The sequence below is a fragment of the Leifsonia sp. NPDC056665 genome (assembly GCF_042791795.1).
Taxonomy (GTDB): Bacteria; Actinomycetota; Actinomycetes; order Actinomycetales; family Microbacteriaceae; genus Leifsonia.
Window position 1 is genome coordinate 21,451 of the sequence record NZ_JBHTXK010000013.1, and the last position, 19,687, is coordinate 41,137.

The 19,687-nt window shown below is 61.1% G+C and carries 22 protein-coding genes; 9 read left to right on the forward strand and 13 right to left on the reverse strand.

Translation table 11 applies throughout. The features are described from left to right. Positions 1-462: 462 nt before the first annotated feature. The 4 genes from ACFQ9V_RS13200 to ACFQ9V_RS13215 form a co-directional block, all read right to left on the reverse strand. Positions 463-984 carry a hypothetical protein gene (locus ACFQ9V_RS13200; protein WP_382459592.1) on the reverse strand — a complete coding sequence of 174 codons (522 nt, stop codon included), beginning with the start codon at positions 982-984 and terminating at the stop codon, positions 463-465. A 121-nt stretch (positions 985-1,105) separates the two neighbouring features. Continuing rightward, positions 1,106-1,837, reverse strand: coding sequence for a hypothetical protein (locus tag ACFQ9V_RS13205; RefSeq protein WP_382459593.1), 732 nt, complete (start codon positions 1,835-1,837; stop codon positions 1,106-1,108). A 53-nt stretch (positions 1,838-1,890) separates the two neighbouring features. Then, a complete protein-coding gene (locus ACFQ9V_RS13210; RefSeq protein ID WP_382459594.1) occupies positions 1,891-4,707 on the reverse strand; it encodes a DUF4365 domain-containing protein in 2,817 nt (938 codons plus the stop codon). A gap of 146 nt (positions 4,708-4,853) precedes the next feature. Beyond that, positions 4,854-5,630 (reverse strand): hypothetical protein, encoded by a 777-nt coding sequence (locus tag ACFQ9V_RS13215; protein WP_382459595.1) that lies wholly within the window; start codon positions 5,628-5,630, stop codon positions 4,854-4,856. A 319-nt stretch (positions 5,631-5,949) separates the two neighbouring features. Here ACFQ9V_RS13215 and ACFQ9V_RS13220 point away from each other — a divergent pair, with 319 nt between their 5' ends. Both ACFQ9V_RS13220 and ACFQ9V_RS13225 read left to right on the forward strand, forming a co-directional pair. Continuing rightward, positions 5,950-6,744: a GIY-YIG nuclease family protein gene (locus ACFQ9V_RS13220; RefSeq protein WP_382459596.1), complete on the forward strand. Its 795-nt coding sequence runs from the start codon at positions 5,950-5,952 to the stop codon at positions 6,742-6,744. Further along, positions 6,684-7,235 (forward strand): HEPN domain-containing protein, encoded by a 552-nt coding sequence (locus ACFQ9V_RS13225; protein ID WP_382459597.1) that lies wholly within the window; start codon positions 6,684-6,686, stop codon positions 7,233-7,235. Before ACFQ9V_RS13220 ends, ACFQ9V_RS13225 begins: the two co-directional genes overlap by 61 nt. 80 nt (positions 7,236-7,315) lie before the next feature. Here ACFQ9V_RS13225 and ACFQ9V_RS13230 read toward each other — a convergent pair whose 3' ends face one another. Then, positions 7,316-8,482, reverse strand: a complete 1,167-nt coding sequence (locus tag ACFQ9V_RS13230) for a YaaC family protein (protein WP_382459598.1) — start codon at positions 8,480-8,482, stop codon at positions 7,316-7,318. A gap of 77 nt (positions 8,483-8,559) precedes the next feature. Then, complete coding sequence (locus ACFQ9V_RS13235) at positions 8,560-9,570, reverse strand: hypothetical protein (RefSeq protein ID WP_382459599.1); 1,011 nt, start codon at positions 9,568-9,570, stop codon at positions 8,560-8,562. A gap of 159 nt (positions 9,571-9,729) precedes the next feature. Here ACFQ9V_RS13235 and ACFQ9V_RS13240 point away from each other — a divergent pair, with 159 nt between their 5' ends. Continuing rightward, positions 9,730-10,128 (forward strand): hypothetical protein, encoded by a 399-nt coding sequence (locus ACFQ9V_RS13240; RefSeq protein WP_382459600.1) that lies wholly within the window; start codon positions 9,730-9,732, stop codon positions 10,126-10,128. 141 nt (positions 10,129-10,269) lie between these two features. Here the strand turns inward: ACFQ9V_RS13240 and ACFQ9V_RS13245 are convergent, their stop codons facing one another. From ACFQ9V_RS13245 to ACFQ9V_RS13260, 4 genes are all read right to left on the reverse strand, one after another. Beyond that, complete coding sequence (locus ACFQ9V_RS13245; protein ID WP_382459601.1) at positions 10,270-10,548, reverse strand: hypothetical protein; 279 nt, start codon at positions 10,546-10,548, stop codon at positions 10,270-10,272. A gap of 565 nt (positions 10,549-11,113) precedes the next feature. After that, positions 11,114-11,653: a hypothetical protein gene (locus ACFQ9V_RS13250; RefSeq protein WP_382459602.1), complete on the reverse strand. Its 540-nt coding sequence runs from the start codon at positions 11,651-11,653 to the stop codon at positions 11,114-11,116. A gap of 2 nt (positions 11,654-11,655) precedes the next feature. Next, on the reverse strand, positions 11,656-11,988 hold the full coding sequence (locus ACFQ9V_RS13255) for a hypothetical protein (protein ID WP_382459603.1): 333 nt from the start codon (positions 11,986-11,988) through the stop codon (positions 11,656-11,658). Continuing rightward, the gene (locus ACFQ9V_RS13260; protein ID WP_382459604.1) at positions 11,985-12,368 is read right to left on the reverse strand and encodes a hypothetical protein; all 384 of its coding nucleotides are present in this window, start codon (positions 12,366-12,368) and stop codon (positions 11,985-11,987) included. The genes ACFQ9V_RS13255 and ACFQ9V_RS13260 overlap by 4 nt, the downstream gene beginning before the upstream one ends. Positions 12,369-12,543: 175 nt before the next feature. On the opposite strand from ACFQ9V_RS13260, the gene ACFQ9V_RS13265 reads away from it, so the two are divergent. From ACFQ9V_RS13265 to ACFQ9V_RS13290, 6 genes are all read left to right on the forward strand, one after another. After that, positions 12,544-13,314: a hypothetical protein gene (locus tag ACFQ9V_RS13265; protein ID WP_382459605.1), complete on the forward strand. Its 771-nt coding sequence runs from the start codon at positions 12,544-12,546 to the stop codon at positions 13,312-13,314. Beyond that, positions 13,314-13,997, forward strand: a complete 684-nt coding sequence (locus ACFQ9V_RS13270) for a hypothetical protein (RefSeq protein ID WP_382459606.1) — start codon at positions 13,314-13,316, stop codon at positions 13,995-13,997. Before ACFQ9V_RS13265 ends, ACFQ9V_RS13270 begins: the two co-directional genes overlap by 1 nt. A gap of 228 nt (positions 13,998-14,225) precedes the next feature. Further along, positions 14,226-14,984: a hypothetical protein gene (locus ACFQ9V_RS13275; protein WP_382459607.1), complete on the forward strand. Its 759-nt coding sequence runs from the start codon at positions 14,226-14,228 to the stop codon at positions 14,982-14,984. A 498-nt stretch (positions 14,985-15,482) separates the two neighbouring features. Then, a complete protein-coding gene (locus tag ACFQ9V_RS13280; RefSeq protein WP_382459608.1) occupies positions 15,483-16,109 on the forward strand; it encodes a hypothetical protein in 627 nt (208 codons plus the stop codon). Positions 16,110-16,331: 222 nt separating this feature from the next. Continuing rightward, positions 16,332-16,790 carry an RbsD/FucU family protein gene (locus ACFQ9V_RS13285; protein ID WP_382459609.1) on the forward strand — a complete coding sequence of 153 codons (459 nt, stop codon included), beginning with the start codon at positions 16,332-16,334 and terminating at the stop codon, positions 16,788-16,790. 121 nt (positions 16,791-16,911) lie between these two features. Further along, positions 16,912-17,187, forward strand: coding sequence for a cupin domain-containing protein (locus ACFQ9V_RS13290; RefSeq protein ID WP_382459610.1), 276 nt, complete (start codon positions 16,912-16,914; stop codon positions 17,185-17,187). 20 nt (positions 17,188-17,207) lie between these two features. Here ACFQ9V_RS13290 and ACFQ9V_RS13295 read toward each other — a convergent pair whose 3' ends face one another. The 3 genes from ACFQ9V_RS13295 to ACFQ9V_RS13305 are packed head-to-tail and all read right to left on the reverse strand — an operon-like array spanning position 17,208 to position 19,683. Further along, positions 17,208-18,029 carry an HpcH/HpaI aldolase/citrate lyase family protein gene (locus tag ACFQ9V_RS13295; protein ID WP_382459611.1) on the reverse strand — a complete coding sequence of 274 codons (822 nt, stop codon included), beginning with the start codon at positions 18,027-18,029 and terminating at the stop codon, positions 17,208-17,210. Continuing rightward, on the reverse strand, positions 18,026-18,505 hold the full coding sequence (locus ACFQ9V_RS13300) for a MaoC family dehydratase (protein ID WP_382459612.1): 480 nt from the start codon (positions 18,503-18,505) through the stop codon (positions 18,026-18,028). The genes ACFQ9V_RS13295 and ACFQ9V_RS13300 overlap by 4 nt, the downstream gene beginning before the upstream one ends. Then, on the reverse strand, positions 18,502-19,683 hold the full coding sequence (locus ACFQ9V_RS13305) for a CaiB/BaiF CoA transferase family protein (protein ID WP_382459613.1): 1,182 nt from the start codon (positions 19,681-19,683) through the stop codon (positions 18,502-18,504). Before ACFQ9V_RS13305 ends, ACFQ9V_RS13300 begins: the two co-directional genes overlap by 4 nt. Positions 19,684-19,687: the final 4 nt, after the last annotated feature.

A 19,687-nucleotide genomic window follows, 5' to 3' on the forward strand; every position in this document is an offset into this window, starting at 1 on the left:
TACGAAACCTGACAACCCCCGACTGCCAGAGGCATTCCGTCATCGTGTTTCCTCCGACCCCCAGGAGATTTTCCTCCAGCCCGCGTCCAAAGTCCGCTCGACCTGGTCTGGAGCGGGACCGCTTCCCTAAGCGACGCCACCGCAAGAACCGAAGAGCTCAGGTTCATGAGCTTCCCCTTCCATTTGATCGATGGCTTCTTCTTCAAGCGCTTTCTGATGGCGTGCATGTTGGTGAAGAGCAGAGCGATCATGCAAAGCAGGACTGTCACAGGCGTCACGTTGCTGGGTTCGAACCAGCACCCCGACCCAGACCAGGACGAGCGGACGACGACACAGTAACAGGGCACGCCGCAAGTTAAAGTCAACCGTCGCTCAGGTGGCCTTCTACTTCTCCCCTGTCGACCCGGGCCGTCTCTCTTGCGGAAGCGTTCCAACCTGCTGCCTGAGCGCCTTGCGATGGTTCTAGACGAACTCAACTCCGTGTTCTCGCAAGCTCCGCCGCACAGCCTCGCGGCCCTCATCCATGTAGGCGTCAACCTGAGCTACAGACAAGTGGCCCAAATGCCAGCCCTCCAGCCGACGCTGAATGTCATCGAGCGCCTCGAGGTAGTCCGCCACGTGAGGAGACTTGCGGGCGTCTGCGAGGTAATTCGCGCAGTGTCGTGAGAGATGCTCCGCATCGCACCGGGTCGTCAGCTTGACCAGTTCCGCCCGCACACGGGAGTCGGATGCCGGTATACCGCGCTCCGTCGTCTGTTCAATGCAGTCAGCTATCGCCGACGCAATGCCTTCAATTACTTCAGCGCGTTGAAGGAAGACGGCCTGCTCATCCACGCGGCGACGACTCTCCTCCTGGTCATAACGCAAGGCGCGCAGCTCACGTTCACGGGATCTGGCCTGCTTTCGCGACACATAAATGGTGCTCGCCGCGCCTGCTGCCGCCACGCAAATAGTGGTGATTGCACCAATCCACACATCACTCATCTGCGCCTCCAGCCGCTGAAATGTACGTTACGGACAGTTCGGATTTCATATCGACCCAGCCTCGAGTGGATTTGTCGCCCAGCGGCTCGTCCCGGACGAGCGGGCGAAGGGTCAATCAAGTTCAAGCGAGGCCACGCTGATTCGAGGACATCGACGGCGAACTGAAGATCCTGATCATCTCGGAAGAGGTCTCTTTGCTAAGCAGCGCCGGATTCGCTTCGAGAACCGCTTTGATCTGATCAGCGAACTCTTGTGGCGTCATCAGCGTCGCATTCTCTACCGCTTCAAGTTCGGAGTTGTTTTGCTGGACTCGCGCCGTGGAGAGGATTCGGTACTGCTCGGCTGAGAACGCACCCGCTGCCAGCATGGCGCGAAAACGGTGCTCCCACTCGTCGCCAGTCATCTCGATCTTGGATTCCGACACAGCGAGTTCGACACCTGTGGCAGAACCAACGAATGTCGCACGTTCCGAAGGAGCCGAGGGTGCGGCGGTCGCGCGCTTCGCCTTTCCTGCCGATGCGATGCGCTTCCACTTCGCCATCACCGCAGGAACGGCCTTCCCACTCCACCAACGTTTGATGTGTGGCGTCGCCTCGATCACCACGCCGACAATGAATGCCGCAGCCAAAGCAGCGACCTGCGCTGCTAGTTCGAGTTCCTCCTGCGTGAGCGGACGCGGCGGTTCAGGCTCATAAGTGGAGGATGCGTCGTCACCTTCATCGACCCAACGCCAGGACGCGTGTCCCTTGAGCTCGTTCGTTCCATCTTCGAACAAGTGCCCCGTCACCGCGTCGCCAACCTGGTGCGAAGTCCCCAGATGCTGACCCTCAGGGACGATGGGCTCGTACGGCATGTCTAGACACTAGACGCCCAAGGGGCACATACCCGGAGGAGCCATCTGTAACCTCAGTTCGTGTCGTCCAGCTGGTGCGCAATACTTCGGATCTGCCTGGACTCGTGTTGTCTGAGCGCCTCGATCAATGGCTCGACATCGGGAACGCGCTTGGGTGCATCTAGGATCCCGCTGCCAATGTGAATCGCGACTTGTTCTCCCGAGCGCGTCACGAGACTTAGCAGCTCACTCAGCCACTGATGACATACCGTTGCGTCCTCGGCTACACGCCGGGCAAGGCCCTTTGCAGCATCAAAAGCAACCTCCCGATCGAGATCCCTCACAAGAGCGCCCAGGGTCAATTCATGGCCGGGCCGGCGTGACAAGACCGCAATCGCTTCCCGTCGTTCCAGGGAAGTTCCCGTAAGCAATGCACTCAAGCTTCGCTCCCATCCCTGATTCTCATCGCTCAACTCGAGCAACAGTCGTTTGAAGTGGGGGCCTGCTTCGCTGAGCCCAGCGATTGCGCCAAAAAAGCCCAAGACGCTCGGCGGCACGTCCTGCAACGCTTCTGCTGCAACTCGCAACGGTTCAACCCATGCGACCGGAATGCGATCAGTGTGGTGAGCCAGAAACGCTAGGGCATTCGACTTTCGCTCCTGTACCACATCGGCCGCCGCGATCGCAGGCACCACGATCCCCCACGCCTCCTCACGTGTGGACGACGGCCCGTAGATCGCTAGCTGAGCCGCAAACATGTACACGTCCGGTGCGCCGACACCCAAGCTGGATGTTTGTCCTCGGTACGAGGCCAAGGTGGAGCCGCAGTGCGTCAGGATTGTTGCCGCTTCGACATCAGAGAGTGAATCGACCCGGAACCCGTATGGCAAGAGACCAATCTGACCCCGGGCGATTCGCTCGCTGATTTCGGCGCGAGCCTGCGGGTCAAGACTCGAAACCGCGTTCGTCCACAGCTCTCTGGGCCAGGAGTCTGCGTCTAGCGTCTCGATGTGAGATGAGATTACGTCGAGTTCGGCGCCCAGGACCGCCAGGTCTACATGCTGAAACAGCGCACGCAACGGGTTTTCTATCAGTTGTGATGCTTTCCCAGGCAATCGAAGCGCCCAAGCGATTAGGCGGTGCCAGTCTTCGGCGCTGAAGAAGAGCTGCAGTCCTCCAAGTGCTTCCAGAGCCTTGTGTTCGATCGGAAATTGCAAATTGAATCGACGCATAGTGGCGGGCAGGTCGCCTAATTCGGCGAACAAGTAGTCGACCCATTCGCGCGCACTTGCATCCGTCAAGTACGAGCCAGCTGAGCTCAATGATTCAAGATCGGCCGCGTGAGAGGTGGTGGTGACGCGGTGGATGTTCACGCTGCTCATGTAGGTCGCCACTACTTGAAGGGGCCCTTCGGCGCGGAATCGGTGTATCGCGAGCGACAACTCGTTGGTATATCCGCCGGCCCGGAGGACTTCGAGTTGTTCTTCCGGGCCGGTGTGATCTCCGCTCGGGAGCGCTAGGTTCGCGATCGCTCGAAGGTAGGCCGAGTATCTGCTCGAGCGACGATTCCCAATGAGACGGGCGCTCAGTTCAGCGCCAAAGAGTTCGTTGTGCGTAGCGTCGGCCGCGCCAAACGAGATCGACTTATCTCGTGCCCATGCGAGAAAGGACCGCCGGAGAAAAGGGTTGAGCGCGGACTCCACCTGTTGCGTCTGCCACCAAGACAAGGTGTTGTCCGCTGCGGTCACGGCGGCTTCAACGTCGCCCGACAGTCCTGGCGCGGACTCGAACAGCGAAAGAATTCCCGCAGAGCGGACGGCCGAGTTCACGAGACTCGAAGGGAACGCCGCGTGCATTGCGACGCTTTCGGAGAAGGCTGCTCGTGCGGAGTCAACCTTTCCAACCTCAAATTCAACCCACCCAAGCTGAATCTGCAACCAAGCCTGATCGACCGACTTGATGTCGCTACGAATTTTTGCCCGCAGCACCTCAGCTGCGCCGGCGTAGTCGTCTTGCTCTTCGGCCACCAGGGCCAAACAGATTGCGTGAGCGACCCGCAATTCGTCCGAGAATTCTCCGGGATCTAGTGACTGTAGACCCTGGCCTGACCCTGTGATCCATCGGTAAATTGCCCCCGCGAAACGCCACCCCGCCTCATTGCTGTCCTCAGCTTCGGTTGGGGTGGGAACACCGTCACCTCGTTCAGAAGCCTCGAGCCAGCGCTCTGGCGTTGCCTGGATACACAGCGCGACGGCCTCCGCCCAGTTGATTCCGTTTGCTGTGCCACGGTTCGGATGAGGCGCGACGATTCTGGATGCCAGCAGCGCGTATCGCGGCCAATCACTCGGGGGCACCTGTGTGATGTTGAAGCTCCATCGTGAGCCCTCGAAGGACTGCAACTTTCGAGCCTCGGCGACGAGCCCTGCCCACTGCTGCGCTGCCGCTCTACCGATCGACTGATCAGCGGGAACGAACACTCTGATACCGGCGCCTGTGTCCTCGATTGAATCCCTATCAAGGCGCGCCCATACTTGTACGTCGCGCGATTCGGTTTGCATGATCAAAATGTGCGGGATGTGGTGGTTTACCCAGTACTCCTCGTGGCGGTGATCCCGCTCTCGAAACCACCAGCCAGAGCGGCCGTCCCTGTTCGCTGGTTCTGAGAACCAGCTGTCACCTGTCTTGACCTGAACCCCAAGCAACATCCCAAGGTCGACGAGGTGACTCTCTTCGGCAGTCTGCAGTTCCTCTCGAACCTGAACGAAGACGTCTGTGCCGAGGTCGTGTTTTCCAGTTGTTAGAGGGCCCCATCCCAGATCATTGAAGAACAGGACGATCGCACTTTGCCCAGCCTCCCCGAGTTGATCCTGGTGCGACTGCTCCATTGGCATTACAGCGGCTCCGTCCTCTTGGTCAACTCTTAGTAGCAGCACTCACTTACAGCCTTTTGTAGCGGCGCTCCGAATCGAATCTCGCTCCTGACTCGCTTCGCGCGCCGGTCGATTGGGCGAAACTCGCTCAGAGCTAACGCCGACAGTCAGCCAACGTTGACGTACACCCTCACAATTCGCCCGTCGTGTTTCTCCGCAAAGACCGGGTATCCGCCGTCACCCCAAGCGGTCTGGAAGGCAACCCCGGCTCCCGCGTGGCCCAGCGCGTACCCAAGCTGGCCGTGCCCCCCGCCATTCAGCGTTGCATTGCACGCGCCATTGTACGAATAGGGGTAAACGGTATCGTCGGAGCGATCCGGGGCACGCACGATCGCAAATGACTCGCGCTTCCACTCCTGATCGATGTAGCAGGGATCGGTCACCATAAGCTGACCGCTATCAACGCCGACCTCGCCGATGTATACGACCTCAATACTCTTTGGAGATTCCTCCAGCAACAACGCAGTCTCATCATTCGGGCCACCGTTGTCTTCGTAGCCGTCTTCCAAGGCAAGCATCGCGCGGAACCCCCGAGTCCGGAACAAGTCCTGCTCCAACTCAGCCTTGTCGATCTCCAGCGTACGAAGCGCAATCTTGTCGAACTCGCGATCCGCCTTGAACCGCGTGATCTCGGCGTCTCTAATCTGGATGCGCTCAGCGAGGCTCTTCTCGACCACTTCAGGGCTGCGCTTCTCGAGCTCTTCGGCCTTCTCCCGCCAGTGGTCCCGGCTCTTCTCGACACTCTGGATCGTCGCGTCCTTAACGGCGCTAGCTGCCTTGAGGTTGTCCACGTATAGCTTCCAGATGACCGCACCGCCAATCAGCGCCCCCGCGTTCAGAACCAGTTGCAGGACCGGCACCCACTCGTTGACCCACTCCGGCATACGACCCGCCCTTCTGATGCAGCTTCGATCTTCATCTTGGTGGATGCCGCCGACACATGTGGATAGCCGGAGGATGCCCAGGTGCTGCAGCCATCGCCTGACATTCGACCTGTTCTCGTTGTTCCGAATACCCAACGGCCGACCGACCCGCTCTTTGCACTTCGGCGTTATCGCGCGTCGGAGTCCAAGTCGTCGACTCCATATCTGGGGCCAGAGGTACAGCAATTGCAGACGATACCTTGACACCTAATACTGGGCGTCCGCGGGTTGCCCACCGATTTTGAAGGGTCCGTATGGATTGATCTGTACGGATTGGTCTGTGCCACCGGCACGTGGGCGGATGAGAAGCCGGGCGACCGGGACGTCGGCAGATCCAGCTGTCCTCGACCACTTCGGCGAGCGGATTCGCCGCAGAAAGTACGGATACCCCCTTAGCCGCGAAACCTACGCTGTCATCAACAAGAAGCCCTCGATTTACTTCTCACGCGAAGACATGAGCCCGAACCAGTGGGAGGCGCTCTCGTCGATATACGAGGACGACGATCACCGCATACTTTCGGACGAGTTCTGCGTCAAGAACCGGGCCCGAGCGCTGAAGAACTTCGACCTCAACAGGGCATTCTTCTCCCAGGTTCCCCAGGCCGCGTTCGAGGCCGCCCTTTCTACGATGCTGGAGCGCAACCCGAACCTAAAGCCGGTCAACGACCTTCGCAAGTGGGGGCGCGTTATGGGTCTGTACGTCATGGTGCTCGACGATTACAAGCAGTGCTACATCGGTCAGTCGACGGACATCCGGGGGCGGATCAAAGGTCACTGGGCGGGCACGAAACATTTCGATCGGCTCCTTTGGGGCGACGTCCACGAGTCGGTCATTTCCATCGAGGTGCTTCAGCAAATTCCGAATCCCTTGAGCCACCTGGGCGACCGTCACAGTCCAGGGAAGTCTTTCCAGGCTAAGCGACAACATTTCCAGAACCCAGTTGAACTCCTGATCGGCGGTCCTTTTCGGTCGATTCCCTGGCACGAAGGACCGCCACGGGATACGTTCGGAAAGTGCCCTCACAAGCGTACGAACGGACTTGGGACCCGCTATTGCGGGACGTTCAGAACCTGATAACCCTTCACCCCTCTCAACAAGGGAGTCCCGGAAGGCCCGCCGGCGACACAGGACCGCTTCTTCGGTCGACAATAGTTCTGCTTCACACCGCTTGGGAAAATTACGTTGAACAACTGGCGATCGAAACTGTGTCCTTCCTCCTTACGAACGTGACTGAGCACACCGCTCTACCGAATGCGCAGAAGGAGCGGCTCAGCACATTGAAGAACCCGTGGGCGCTGGCTGGTGATGGCTGGAGAACTGAAGCTCGTAGTGCAGTCGAAAAGGAAGCAGCGCGGCTGAACACACCAAACATTGCCAACACGGAGTCACTGCTAAACCTTGCTGGGTACCCGAATTCGATGCACGAGATCAAGTGGCGACGGACATCTAACATCAAAGTGCGCACTGAGGTGGACCGCTTTGTCCATGACATTCGTGGGGAAATAGTCCATAAGGGGTCTACACCGGGGCCGCTTCACAAAGCCGGCGTCGAGTCATGGATTTAGTTCTTCGGAGCGGTTGTCACTCGGCTCGATGCCAACACGTCGGCCGCCATCGCGGCTGATATGGGCACGTCCCCGTGGGGCTAGCCATCGGCAACAGCAACTCGATTCGTGCCCCCGTATTGGCTCATCGGTATCCACCCGTAGATCCGATCGTTCCGACTGGTTAGCAGGCGAGCCAGTCGCACCATGAACCTACTCCGCACCGGACGCGTTGGCTCCTTGATGAGTGCGAGTTCAGACCAGATCAGCTCTGGGACAGCATGGAGCGCGGTGTCCAGAATGAATTCGACGCGTGACGCGATGCGGCTCTCCGAGATCGACATTGCGCGAGTCCAATGGTGCGGCGCGTACCTCGCGAGCATCGATAGCGCGAACAGCACGATCCACCACGAAGCTAGCGGCCGCACCTCGCGTTGCACTTCACCAATCTCAGGCAGCAGTACGGGGTTGCGCCGATACAGCATTGCGCCGGACGGAACGTAGGGTCCACTGGGAGACCGCGTTAGCTGCTCAATGTTGTCGATTGTGAACATGATGCGGCCTGGATTGTGACTCCGCTTGGCCAGTCCCGACTCCAGCGTCGAAACCTGCAAAGCGCGTAGAGCCGGATAGTGGTCGGCGATCGCGCGGACGGCGCTCTCATCGAGTGGTCCCTCAGGAGGTAGGCCAGGAAGTTGAACCTCTAGCTCGAGTGGAAACGCGACTGGCGCCGTATAGAGGTTGAAGTTGTGAATTGCTCGGCCTGCGACAGATTCATCGCGGAACTCCATGCCGTAGTCGGGGATCTGCTCGAGGACCTCTCCGAAGGTTACTGAGCGAAGATCTGACGGCGAGCCGATCGCTGTGGAAAGGCGCGAGAACAGGTCAGCACTCCCGTCGCCGACCTTGATCCGAGACATCAGTGGGCCCATAGAGCCGATCTCGGTGTCGAAGTGGAGACCATGCCCAGCGCCTTGCCAATGCCGCCCAGTTCTCCCGCCCAGCTTCGGACTGGCCGCGGCGATGGCGCGACCTGCTTGGGAGAGCCCATAGAAGAGATTAAGGGGACGGCTCTCGTAGCCAACCTGAGCCGCGGCAATGTATTGCTGTTGTGCTTGCTCGAGCGCCATCTGAAAATCTCGTCGGCGAGCCGCCGAGACTTCAAGCGTCTCGTTGATCCCGCCGGACGGCTCCGCCCGAATTGTTCGAATCATCCGCCAGGACTCATCTGCGGTGAGTAAGCCCATCGAGTAGTAGGTCTTCGCCACGTAGGTCATTCTGGTCTCGCGGCGACCTGCAGCTGCCTGACACGCGGGCCAAAACCTTCAGCGCCTCTCGTCGCCTATCACGCCGACGTGTCGGGCAACCCGTCAAGCCACTCGAACAAACTGGACACTGCCTGCGTAGGCATCTGCGGTTGCTTCAGCCGGGGGTTACGTCGGCCGCGGTGAACAATGGCGTTCCGCTGTTCCGAGAGGGCCTTCACGCGTCCGTAGAGGTCCGCGTCCGCCTTCCTCAAACTCACTCCGATCGTCGCCAATAGCACCTCGTCGAGCAGTTCAGGAAGGTTCGAGCGGCGGCTGAGTACCAGGTCCGCCAGTGCCTTCTTCTCTGCGCTGACCCGGTCACGAATCACCTGCTTCGTCCTGACCTCGGCTGCGATGGCAGCGACGAGGAGAGCGCGGTCTTGATCGTTCGCCGTCTCTGCGTCGTCCAGGTGCCATGCATCAGCGATCAGGGAGTCCGTGATGGGCGGCTCCTCGTGTGCTCGGACTTCGCTAACGATCGCGGCGACGTCATCCAGATCAACCCGGATACGGGATGATCGCATTGTTACCGATTGCGTTGGCCCGAGGCCAAACATCCGTTCACCAGAATCACGGTATTCGATCTGAGCGATCCCGTACTGCCGCGGTTTGTGCGCAGACAACCCGAGCCAGGTTTGGTGCGGGGCAGCAGCGCGGAGATGCCGGACGAATAGTCCGGCGACTTCCTGAGCGACATCCATCCCGGCCCGCAGATCAGCCTCGACAACCTGACGAAGATCCTCGCTGAGGTCCGCCGGCTTCGGAAACGGGAAGTTGGTCACCGTTTCAACGGTTACCTCGAAGAGGACAAGCGCTGCGGTCCGCACGTCCCTGTCTGGCTCAGCGAACACCGGGCCGGCTTGAGTGAGGGAAGGCAGATACTGGCTCGAGTATGCGTCTGGGAGCTCTGAAAACTCCTCTGCCGTCTCAGGCAGTCGAATTTCGACCGACCACTCTCCCCAGGTGAGGCTGAATCGCGCGCCAAGCACGTCAAGCCCGATCCAAAGCTGGGGAACAATGAATCGCATTCGCACGAGAGCATCAACCATGCGACCAGAATGGCCGATGTCGACTGCCTGGTGAAGATGGGCACGGCGATGCCCCGAACCTGGAATGCAATTGTCCTCGTTCGCGCGACTCAGACGCACCAGATCGCCTCTCATCGGTAAGATCCCTGCAACTCAGCGGCTCGTCGAAAGGATCACATCGTGCCACCAACCCGGCCCTCCGACCTCTACGACTACGAAGAGCCACTCCCCGCACCGTGGGCCCAGTCGATACAAGAGATCGAATCAGCAGGGGCGAATCGGAATCACGTAGAAGCAGAGAAGCTCCGGATCCAGATCGCCCTTTCGATCCAGCGAGCTAATACTGAGCTTTTCGTGAATGACGAGGCTAACCGCCGCGCACGTGCGGAGGAAGCGCTCCAACGGGAGCTTGCCGACCAGCAAACAAAAGCGGCGGCCGATGAACGTTCAGCCGCAGAGACCCGTGCGGCCGCATCGGACAGAATCGCACGGAGCCTGACCGTCGCTACCTGGGTCCTGGCGGGGGCGACCATCGCGTTGGTGATTACGACCGTGGCTCTCGCAGTTTTCGGTCGCTAACTCAGTCGTTTCCTGCGTCGGGTCCGGGGGCCACCTGGCCGGGCCATTCCTCGAACGGCTGGCTACGGCGAAATGGGTTCGACGATGGCACCCCAAAACGGGGAAGAGGACCCGTGTCTTCCGAGCCGTTCGTTCACCCGTCTATACGGTCTCGAAGTCGACTTCCATGAAATGGGTGAGTTCCTCGATCGTCATTTCCTCGCCGCAGTTCCGGGCGTACCAGGCGGTGGATGCTCGGCGTAAGTCGTGGTTGTCGCTCTCGAGGGCGTAGAGAAGCTCGGCTCGGGTGATTTCTTCTGTGAGATCGACGCCCGCCTTCTCGAAGTCGGCTTCGACGGCCTGCTCGATGAGTCTGGGGTATCGAAGCCTTGCGAGCAACTCGTACTCGTACGTGGTCTGTGCGCGGTCTGGATCGATCATCGTGTGTCTTTCTGATGCTTGGGTGCGGCGGTTCTGCAGGCAGCTGAACCTCCCGCCGTGGGGCTTTCGGTTATGGCATCTCGAGCTAGGTCGCTTCGAATACCTCAACCCTTCTCGATCGGACAACGCGCCGGTAGCCCTCAGACTGGTGAAGAATCCAGCACCTGATGACTGTGATACTGCGATCGAACTTGCGACGGCGGCGTACACAATCACACCAACCGCGGCGAACGGTCATGAGAAGTTGCCAGCCTCAATGGCATCTAAGGCGATGACCACCGCCGAAAAGTTCGTGCGCATCGCATGGATCGGTGAGGCTCCTTTGAGGAAAGGCTCGACCCCGTGTAACCAGGGGCGGGCCGCTGGGCCAGCCCAAAGAAGCCGCGCGCGTGCGACGACGTAGTCCAGGTTGAGAATGAGTGCGACGGTCGCTTGTTCCGGCTCGGAACTCGCGTCGAGCCAGGCGTCGAGCCGGCTGCGTTCGACACCGAGTGCCTGAGCGGTCGCGCTCCGGCTGCCTAGAGCGGCGACGAGAAGTTCGAGGCGAATCCGGGTCGCGTCTTCGTCAGGGGTCGCTGATGTGCTCGCCAGGATGCTGCATGGCAACGATCGGGGACCGCCCTTCGCCTTGTCTTCTGCGTTCGATCTCGTCGTGGAGATCGCGCCAGAGCGGTGTCCGTCTGATCCAGTTCTGCCCGTCTTCTAGGTCGTCAGGTGCTAGCTGTGCGGCTATTGCTCCTTTCAGCAGTTCGCCGGCGTGGTCGCGGAGGTATGCGATGGCTCCGTCCAGTCGCGCGTCGGTGAAGTTCTTGGTGTCCTCGATCTGAAACGGGGAGCGAAGGATGTCCACCCACCAGATCGGTTCATCGCGCTGGAAGAGCGTCCGGATGTCGAAGAACCCCGGGGGCGTTGCGGCGAAGAAGCCGAACGGCAGGAAGGCTTGGTCTGGGTACTCGTGCCGGATCGCCCAAGCATTGTGGAAGCGGGAGACAACGACCTCAGGTGCGATGCCATCAGCCTTCGCTTGCGTGATGATGATCGCCGGGTTCGTGTTTGCGGCAAGGGCGCATTCACGTACCTCGTCCCACGCATCGCGGTCTGTCACGCCTACGAGTCCTCGGCTGGACCGTCGACGCTTGGTCTCGAGAGTTCCACGATCCGGACGACGGGGCTGCTGAGTTGCCAGTAGAAGTCGACGCTCGGATCGTCTGACCGCATGGTCCAATAGCCGGCCCGACCGACTTCGCATGAGTCGATCGAACGCAAGCGCCGAACGCCGTCATGGATGTCGGGCTGTGAGGCAGGACCGGGCGTGCGTGTCACCGTGAGGCGCTTCAGGTCGAACTCGTAGGTGGTACCGCTCGAAGTTGTAACGAGAAACAGCCCGTCGCGGGCTGGCAGAGCTCGAAGCTCGATTGGCCCGGCAAAGTTGTCGCTCACTGCTCCTCCTCATCCGGTACAGACCCGAGTTCGCGGATGGACGTCACGTACGTGGTCGTGCGGCGGGTGAAGGACACTTGGGTCGGGTCGCCTAAGGGCTCGAGGTCGAAGACCGCCCGCTGGCCCAGCTCCAAGTGGACGATTCGAAGGAGGACCAGTTCGTCTCCGTCTCGTCTCAACCTCGACGGGAACCCGACTTCCGGATCGTCCGGCATCTCGCTTCCACGAACTCTCTGCAGACGATTGCGCGAAGCGTCGATGAAGTACGTCGTCCCAGACTCGGTGGTCACTATCAATCTGCCCGTCCACTGCTGATCGAGCTCATCCCCAAAGAAGATCACGGGAATCACCGGCACCGGCGCGATCTCGTCCTCATCCACGGAGCCTCACCTCCTCCCATTCGAATGACGAGACCGTACCCACCGCGCCGAGCCATGCCACACCCGTTTGACCGGCTTTGTCGCGGAGTCGGCTGAATCAGCGCCCGAGCGCCACCTAGCGTCAGCAACGCGACAGATAGCGCAGTGGAGGTGTCATGTGAAGCAACCAAGGTGCTTGGCGCCGCTGCCCGATGTGGCGGCCGCAACCCCCATCCTCAAGTCCCTCGGCGTGACCGCAAGGATCGGTCCCGGGTGGTCGCTCATCGCGCTAGCGCTCGCCACAATCGCCCTCACCAACAGGCCAGGGCGTCATATTACGTTCGACCGGCCGGCTGGATCGCTGGTCATCCGCACGCGAGGCGGAACCCGGCTGGACCACACCGCGACGAAGCCCAAGGACCTCACGAATTCGCTGGCGAACCTACTCACCGCGACCACGTGCGAACTCTGCGGACGACCAGGCCGACTGCATCCGTGGCCGGCGCCGACCATCCTCTGCGATGCGTGTGCCTTCTTGATCGAGAACCCCGGCCATCGGCTACCTTTCCAGCCGCGACTTCCGCTCGTCGAATCAGCCAGGAACGCTGCCCACGAACTTGAAGGAAGTCCCGGGCTCGACGATTTGCCCGCCGGCTGGGCTCAACGCGTGCTCATGGTGTTCAGCTACCTGCGTGGCCTCGACCCGGCCGGCTCGCTGACGGTGGAGGACCAGCGCACTTTCTTGCACGTTCAGTTCGACGCGGATGCCGATGAGACGGTGCTCCGTCTCCTTCGCGTGTTGCTCATGACGGGAACCGCCGCCTCGTGTCGCCACTGCGGCCGAACTCTCCCTCGCAAACGCCCTCATCTCGGCCAATGCGACGGATGCATTGAACTCGGCGAATTCGGCGACGAAACCGTCCCTATCGAGGTCGGCTGGTTCGCTGACGGCTGGAGGGCAGAGTGATGGCTCAGGGTCTCGCTCAGCTCGCCGAAATACGACTGGGCGACGCCGGCGTGTACTTGGTCACCACCGTGACCACGAGTATCTATCGCGTCGACCTGGCGGGGGCCACGGTCGAACGCGTGGGCGGGTACAAACGACTTGAGGACACCCCCTCAGACGGCGCGCATCGGCTGCGCACCCTGAATCGGGTGCGGGTGGGTGAACGAGGGCAGTGGACCCTTCACCGCAATGCTGACGACCCAGACGACGGCCTGATCTGGTACATCACCAGCAACGTCGTTTCCATCGTTGCCATCGCCAGCCCACCAACTCCCCTAGAGCCGGAAACCCATTTCCTGGGACCAACGATGACCGAAGCAAGCATCTGTGCGCGACTCGACCTCACCACCAGCGAAGTGAATCAACTCGTCCTCACCGATCAACTACTACGCGTAATCACGGCAGACGGCATAGAGCTCTACCCCGCCTTCCAGGTCGGCAATGACGACACGCTCCTGCCAGGTCTCGCCGATGTCATCGCTGAACTCTCGTCCGGCACCACCGACGAGTGGACATGGTGGCAGTATCTCGTGACCCCGACCGAGAAGCGGAACGGGAAAGCGATCTGGCAGATCCTCCGCGAACACCGAATCGACGACGCCATTCGGGACGCCGGACAGGCCGCCTGGGCCTGGCGACCATGAGACAAATATGAGTTTCACTCGACGGTCATGGATTTCCTACTTCATTCGGGGGCCAAACAACCCCATCACCTACCCCCAAGTCTGGTGAATTCCGGACCGAACCTGCTTTCTTGGCATTCCCGTCTCCTAGCGTGGTCTACGGCGCCGCTCGATTACGAGACCAAATCCGGTGGCGCCGGTCTCGCCCTATCCCAACCAAAACCATCCTCTCGATAGGAGCGAACTGTCATGCCCGAAAACCCTCTTACCCGCGCCAGCACCAACGGAGATCACCGCACCAACAACAACCTGCCGGTCGACCACGTCTTCGACCGCGCCCGCCAGCTAATAGAAATCAGCGGCATCCTGTCGGTGCTGAGACGCTGGCGAGACGACGACCGTGAGCCTGGACGCTATGAAGTCGGTGGAGCGATCAACGACTACGCCGTTCTGACCGCGTGGCTTATCGCCGCTATCGAACGTCGCGTCCCCCAGCACCAGGTACTCGCCGAGATCCTCTTCGAGCGACTCGACACCGAGCACAGGCTGGCGCTGGACATTCGGGACGACGGTTTCCTGATGGCTCCGCGTCGGACCGCGGCGGTTGGTCGCGCGCTCCACAGGATTCTGAGCCCGATCGACCCGTTCCCGACATCCCGAAGCAGACGCCACACCTTCGAGGAGGCGCTGCGAGCGATCGAGGAGCACGACAAGGAACTCGAATCTCGACGATCGGCCCGGCTCGACGAGCTGACCACCCGACTAATCGCGGCATCCGTGCTCCATGCCGTCCACAAGTCTCTGGAGCTCTACGTCGCAACCGACGTGGTCATCATCCCGGGTCCGGCACTCCCGGCCAATGGTTGGCGCGGTCTCGGCGCCCGGGGCGGGAACGCTGGCGTGAGCGACCCGTTCGCAGCCGCACTTCCGAACCCAAGCCGCCGAGCGCACTTGGACGGGCCGCTCTGGGGCTGGAAGGCGCACCTCGCAGTCCTTACCCTCCCCTAGACTTCGCAGGAAACTTCCCTTGATCGTGGCGGGTGCAACGCTTCAGCGTCCTGGGCAGAGCGACAGTGATGCTGTGCTCGCGGTCCTGGACTCGGCACGGAGGTCGGGCCTGAGGCGCCTGCCGATTCGGACATCACCCGATGTCACAGCACCAGGCGGACCGAAGGGTGAGCCTCCGTTCGGTATCCCCGGCCCCCCTCGATCTCGGAGCCACGACTACCCTGGCGAACGGCGCGCCGAGGGCATTCATGCCCGTGGTGTGGAGGCCAACGTCCTCGGTCACCTCCACCACAGGTCCCGAGGTCTCGCGCACGCCCAGCTGTCCCTCGCGATTCACCTGACCGCGATGAACGCGTGCACCGTCGACGGCGAGACCGTTGGCAACCGAAGAGTCGAACTGGGTTGGTACCGCCGCCCGCGGGGTAGCGGCGAACGTCGCGTGTCCAGTCCAAAGGCCGGCTCTACTGGACGCACCTGGAGCGGAATCGAGGTGGCACGATGACTATCGTCACCACATCGACCACACCGACCGTCGTCATCGACGGGAACACCGTCCACGTCTCACCATTCGGCCCCGCCAACGCTGCATGGGCGGTGATTCGCGAATCTCCGTCCGTCTCCGACATCCGAGCCCGAGATGTTGAACTCCTTGAAGAACTGGAGTGCTACTCCGACGCACTCATCCGCAACGACACGCTGAAGAGCTACCAGCGCGAACTCATCCTGCGCCCGCCCGCACCAGATGGCGGCCCGACGCTGCGCTACACCATCGTCGGTACACGCGTCCGAGTCACGACAGATCTCGCAGGCAGGGCGCTCGAAGCGCGCGCGTGGCCGAACGATCGCTTCGACGAGAGCACGTACTGGACTCTGTCTGGCGCCTCTCTGGCAGAAGCGATGGACGAGGAGGTCGAAGCGGCGCTCCGCTTCAACGCAGCGGAACGAAACGCGACGATCGATCGGATCGAGTCCAGAGACCCCAACGACCATCGGCCACTACTTCAGTGGTTCGACAAATGGTTCGAGAACAGCGAAGACGCGGCGATCGCGTTGGCCGCGATACGTTCCGAGGGAGGAAGAGCGCGCGCGTACCAGGTAACCAAGATCCTTACCCTGGCCGGCTAGAGCAGAATCGCAACAGCACACGAACGGGGCCAGCGGCTCGACCGTTCTTCGTCGAGCCGCTGGCCCGTAGGTGCGCCCGCGTTGCGTTGAAACCGTGCGAACGTTCTTCGGATAGTCCGCTGGAACCTACGCCGATTTCGCCGTTATACTCCGCCTGCCGTTCCGGCAACCTAAACCACCTAAACCACCTAAACCACCTAAACCCAGGGATACACAGGACTCGTGTTGAAGACAATTGACCCCTTGATCGGCCCCGAGCTTCTTGGAGTCCTGGCCCGAATGGGACACGGGGACACGCTGGCCGTCGTGGACAGCAATTATCCGGCTTATGCAGCTGGGGTTCCAGTGGTCCGTATGGACGGGATCAACTCGATCGAAGCTATTCGAGCCATCGCATCGTTGCTTCCTATCGACACCTTCGAGCCCTTACCGATCGCGCGAATGGCCGTGGTCAACCGACCAGCGACAGTGCCGGAGGTCGCGGTTGAAGCGCTCGAGGTTCTCGAAGCAGTGGAGAATCGGGCCATCGGAGTCGAGGTGCTGGATCGCCACGCGTTCTACGCGAGAGCCAGAACCGTGACCGCGGTAGTGTCAACGGGCGAAGCGCGACCTTACGGGTGCTTCATTCTTACGAAAGGCGTTCTCGTCGACGCTGACGAGCCCAGACTGAAGGCACGGTGACCAATTGTCCGAGTTATCACGTTTCCATATTCGACCGAGCGACGTGCCAGGATTCTCGCCAACGAACCATCTCGGGACGGTGAACCGTCGCCTGATTGGCCCGGAGGTCGGAGCCCGCGGGATGGAGGTCCTCTTGGGCACCCTCGAGTCGAACGGGAAGGCTCTCCCCCACTCTCACCCGGGAGTGGAACAAGCGTGCTTCCTTCTTAGCGGAACAGCCGCCGTCGAGGTCGGCGGCGACCATTTCGAAATGACCGCCGGAGAGGCTTGCTTCTTCCCCGCCGACGTTCCGCATGTCCTCACCGTGACGAGCGCAGAGCCAGCCTCGTTGCTGGTGATCTACAGCCCGCCTTATGGCGAGGACCCAGCAAAGGTGGTCCGCCAAAACGTTGGGTAAGGCGTAGTTCGCCTGCCTTCTCAGCGAGCAGGGTCGCGTTGGATCATCGCCTCGAGTATGACGCGAGCCTGACGCAACAGCGGTTCGTCGATCATGCTGCCTTGGAGCACAAAGACGCCTGACTGGTTACGCGAGGCGTGGATGACCTGGGTTGCCCACGCGATCTCGGTTTCGGTTGGAGCGTATGCCCTTCGGATTGTTGCGACTTGCGAGGGGTGAATACAGGCGGTGGCTGAGAACCCACTTGCTGCGGCATCCTCTGCCTCTGCCGCCAATCCGTCCAAGTCGGGTATGTCGAGGTGCACTGCGTCGATCGCGTCTTTGCCAGCCGCGTGAGCGGCAAGGAGGACCCGAAAGCGCGCCGCCCGGGCAACGTCCCTGTACGCGCCGGCGCTGTTCCTGCTAGAGCGTCCGCCCATGCTGGCGACGAGGTCTTCGGCGCCCCACATCAGCGCCGCAACGGCGGGATGTCGTGCAATGGTTGCGGCGTTCTGGACGCCTTTCGCCGTTTCGCAGAGCGCGATCACGCTGAAGCCAGCGTCATGGAGCGCGTCGAGGTGCGACTTCTCCTCCGTTTTCGCCAGCATCACCGTTCGATACGGTGTGGACACTACGGTCAGGACGTCGAGCAGGTGGAAAGGCGAGCCGACGGGGTTGAGCCGGACGATCACCGAAGCAGGATCCAGGTCAGACGCGGTGACGCATTCGTGCGCGAAGGTCTTCCGATCAGCTCCGACGGCGTCCTCGAAGTCAAGGATGATGGCATCGGCGGCCGCGGCGGCTTTCGCAAATCGATCTGGTCGGTCAGCGGGGCAGAACAGAAGCGCGCGGCCTAGCGTCATTGTTTCGCTCCCGACGTCAGCATGAGCGTGTCGCGGCGAGCCGATGCAACAACGGTGTCCCGCTGGTTACGCATCGTGTGTTGAAAAGTCACGATTCCTTGGCCTGGCCTAGAGGCAGATGTCCGCTTTCGCGCGATGTGCGTTTCCGCGTAAAGGGTGTCTCCAACACGGACCGGTGCGGGGAATTCGACATTGTCGAGCCCCAGGTTCGCAACGATCGTTCCTTGGGTGAGTTGCGTAACGGAGAGCCCAACAAGGAGCGACAGCGTAAACATGCTGTTCACAAGGCGTTCTCCGAACTCCGTCTGCTCTGACCAGGCTTGATCGAGGTGCAGCGACTGGGTGTTCATGGTCAACGTCGTAAAGAGAACATTGTCCGCTTCGGTGACCGTCCGACCCGGGGCGTGCACGTAAGTGACGCCCTCTTCGATCTCGTTGAAGTACAAACCCCGCTGCACAATGCGGTCGCCCTTCATTTGATTACCGCCGCAGCAGTGTGCTCCTGGACGAACGCGTCGGTCGATGCCCCCAGTTGCTCGGCGAATTCAGGGCTCGCGAGCGTTTGACTACCAAAAAGGAAGGGTGGGCGCGCGATTCGTAGAGTTCCCTCGATCGGGTGCACGCCGCGGGGAAACATGTTCACGGCTTCCAGGTGCTCGTCCACGAAGAGGTCAGTGATCGAGTTGACTTTGGCGTGGGGGACGTCGATGCGACGTAACGTCTGCACCCATTCGGCGGTTGTCCGCTGGATGATCTGATCAGCGACGAAGGCATAAACCTCATCGATGTTGGAGGTACGTCCAGCGAGGGTAGCGAATCGGGGGTCGGCGATGAGGTCCGGCCGGCCGACCTCAGGAAGGAAGGACCGCCAATGCCGGTCGGTGTAGACCATCACGCTGATGTGTCCGTCCGCGGTCGCATACGGACGGCGGTCGGGCGACGCGGTTCGCGCATAGAGTGCTGGCCCGGTTGCCGGATCGAATGTGAGGCCGCCGAGCTGTTCCAGCGTCGTAAATGCGGCAAGGGTCTCCAACATCGGGATCTTGACAGAGCGGGCCGCGGCTCCTCGCTCACGCCCTGCTAGTTCCGCACAAACAGCGAGGGCTGCGTAGATCCCAGCAGTCTTGTCGGCGATCGCAGTACGCACGTACTCCGGATTTGTCCCATTTCCTTGCACCCATGCCATCCCGGATGCGGCTTGGATAGTGTCGTCGTACGCGGGCTGATTTTGCAACGGTCCTGGACCGTAGCCGACGATCTCGCACAGCACGGCGTTCGATCCGTTAGCGGTCAATGACGCTGCCGTGAGGCCGATCCTCCCTGCCGCAGATGGGCGCATGTTATGGACGATCACGTCGTAGCTGGTGAACGACCGCTGGAGCAGATCCCGGTTCGCATCCACTCCAAGGTCGAGCGAGATGGACCGTTTTCCCGCGTTGAAGGCCAGGAACAACGGCGACATGGCCGGATTGTTGCCTCCGGGGACGTGGCGGAGCACATCACCCGTAGGCGGCTCGATCTTGTCGACTTGGGCGCCGAGCTGGGCCAACAGGAGGGTACAGAACGGTCCGGACATCGTGCTGGTGAGGTCGAGCACTCGGACACCGGCGAGTGGGCCCCGAGCCACGTCGGCAGGATTTGCTTTGTCTTCCACGCTC

Coding starts and splice junctions, on each gene's coding strand:
- ACFQ9V_RS13235 (WP_382459599.1), bottom strand. CDS start 9,570: ATGGTTGATGCTCTCGTGCGAATGCGATTCATTGTTCCCCAGCTTTGG.
- ACFQ9V_RS13290 (WP_382459610.1), top strand. CDS start 16,912: ATGGAGGTCCTCTTGGGCACCCTCGAGTCGAACGGGAAGGCTCTCCCC.
- ACFQ9V_RS13210 (WP_382459594.1), bottom strand. CDS start 4,707: ATGCCAATGGAGCAGTCGCACCAGGATCAACTCGGGGAGGCTGGGCAA.
- ACFQ9V_RS13245 (WP_382459601.1), bottom strand. CDS start 10,548: ATGATCGATCCAGACCGCGCACAGACCACGTACGAGTACGAGTTGCTC.
- ACFQ9V_RS13275 (WP_382459607.1), top strand. CDS start 14,226: ATGCCCGAAAACCCTCTTACCCGCGCCAGCACCAACGGAGATCACCGC.
- ACFQ9V_RS13200 (WP_382459592.1), bottom strand. CDS start 984: ATGAGTGATGTGTGGATTGGTGCAATCACCACTATTTGCGTGGCGGCA.
- ACFQ9V_RS13295 (WP_382459611.1), bottom strand. CDS start 18,029: ATGACGCTAGGCCGCGCGCTTCTGTTCTGCCCCGCTGACCGACCAGAT.
- ACFQ9V_RS13270 (WP_382459606.1), top strand. CDS start 13,314: ATGGCTCAGGGTCTCGCTCAGCTCGCCGAAATACGACTGGGCGACGCC.
- ACFQ9V_RS13205 (WP_382459593.1), bottom strand. CDS start 1,837: ATGCCGTACGAGCCCATCGTCCCTGAGGGTCAGCATCTGGGGACTTCG.
- ACFQ9V_RS13280 (WP_382459608.1), top strand. CDS start 15,483: ATGACTATCGTCACCACATCGACCACACCGACCGTCGTCATCGACGGG.
- ACFQ9V_RS13300 (WP_382459612.1), bottom strand. CDS start 18,505: ATGAAGGGCGACCGCATTGTGCAGCGGGGTTTGTACTTCAACGAGATC.
- ACFQ9V_RS13215 (WP_382459595.1), bottom strand. CDS start 5,630: ATGCCGGAGTGGGTCAACGAGTGGGTGCCGGTCCTGCAACTGGTTCTG.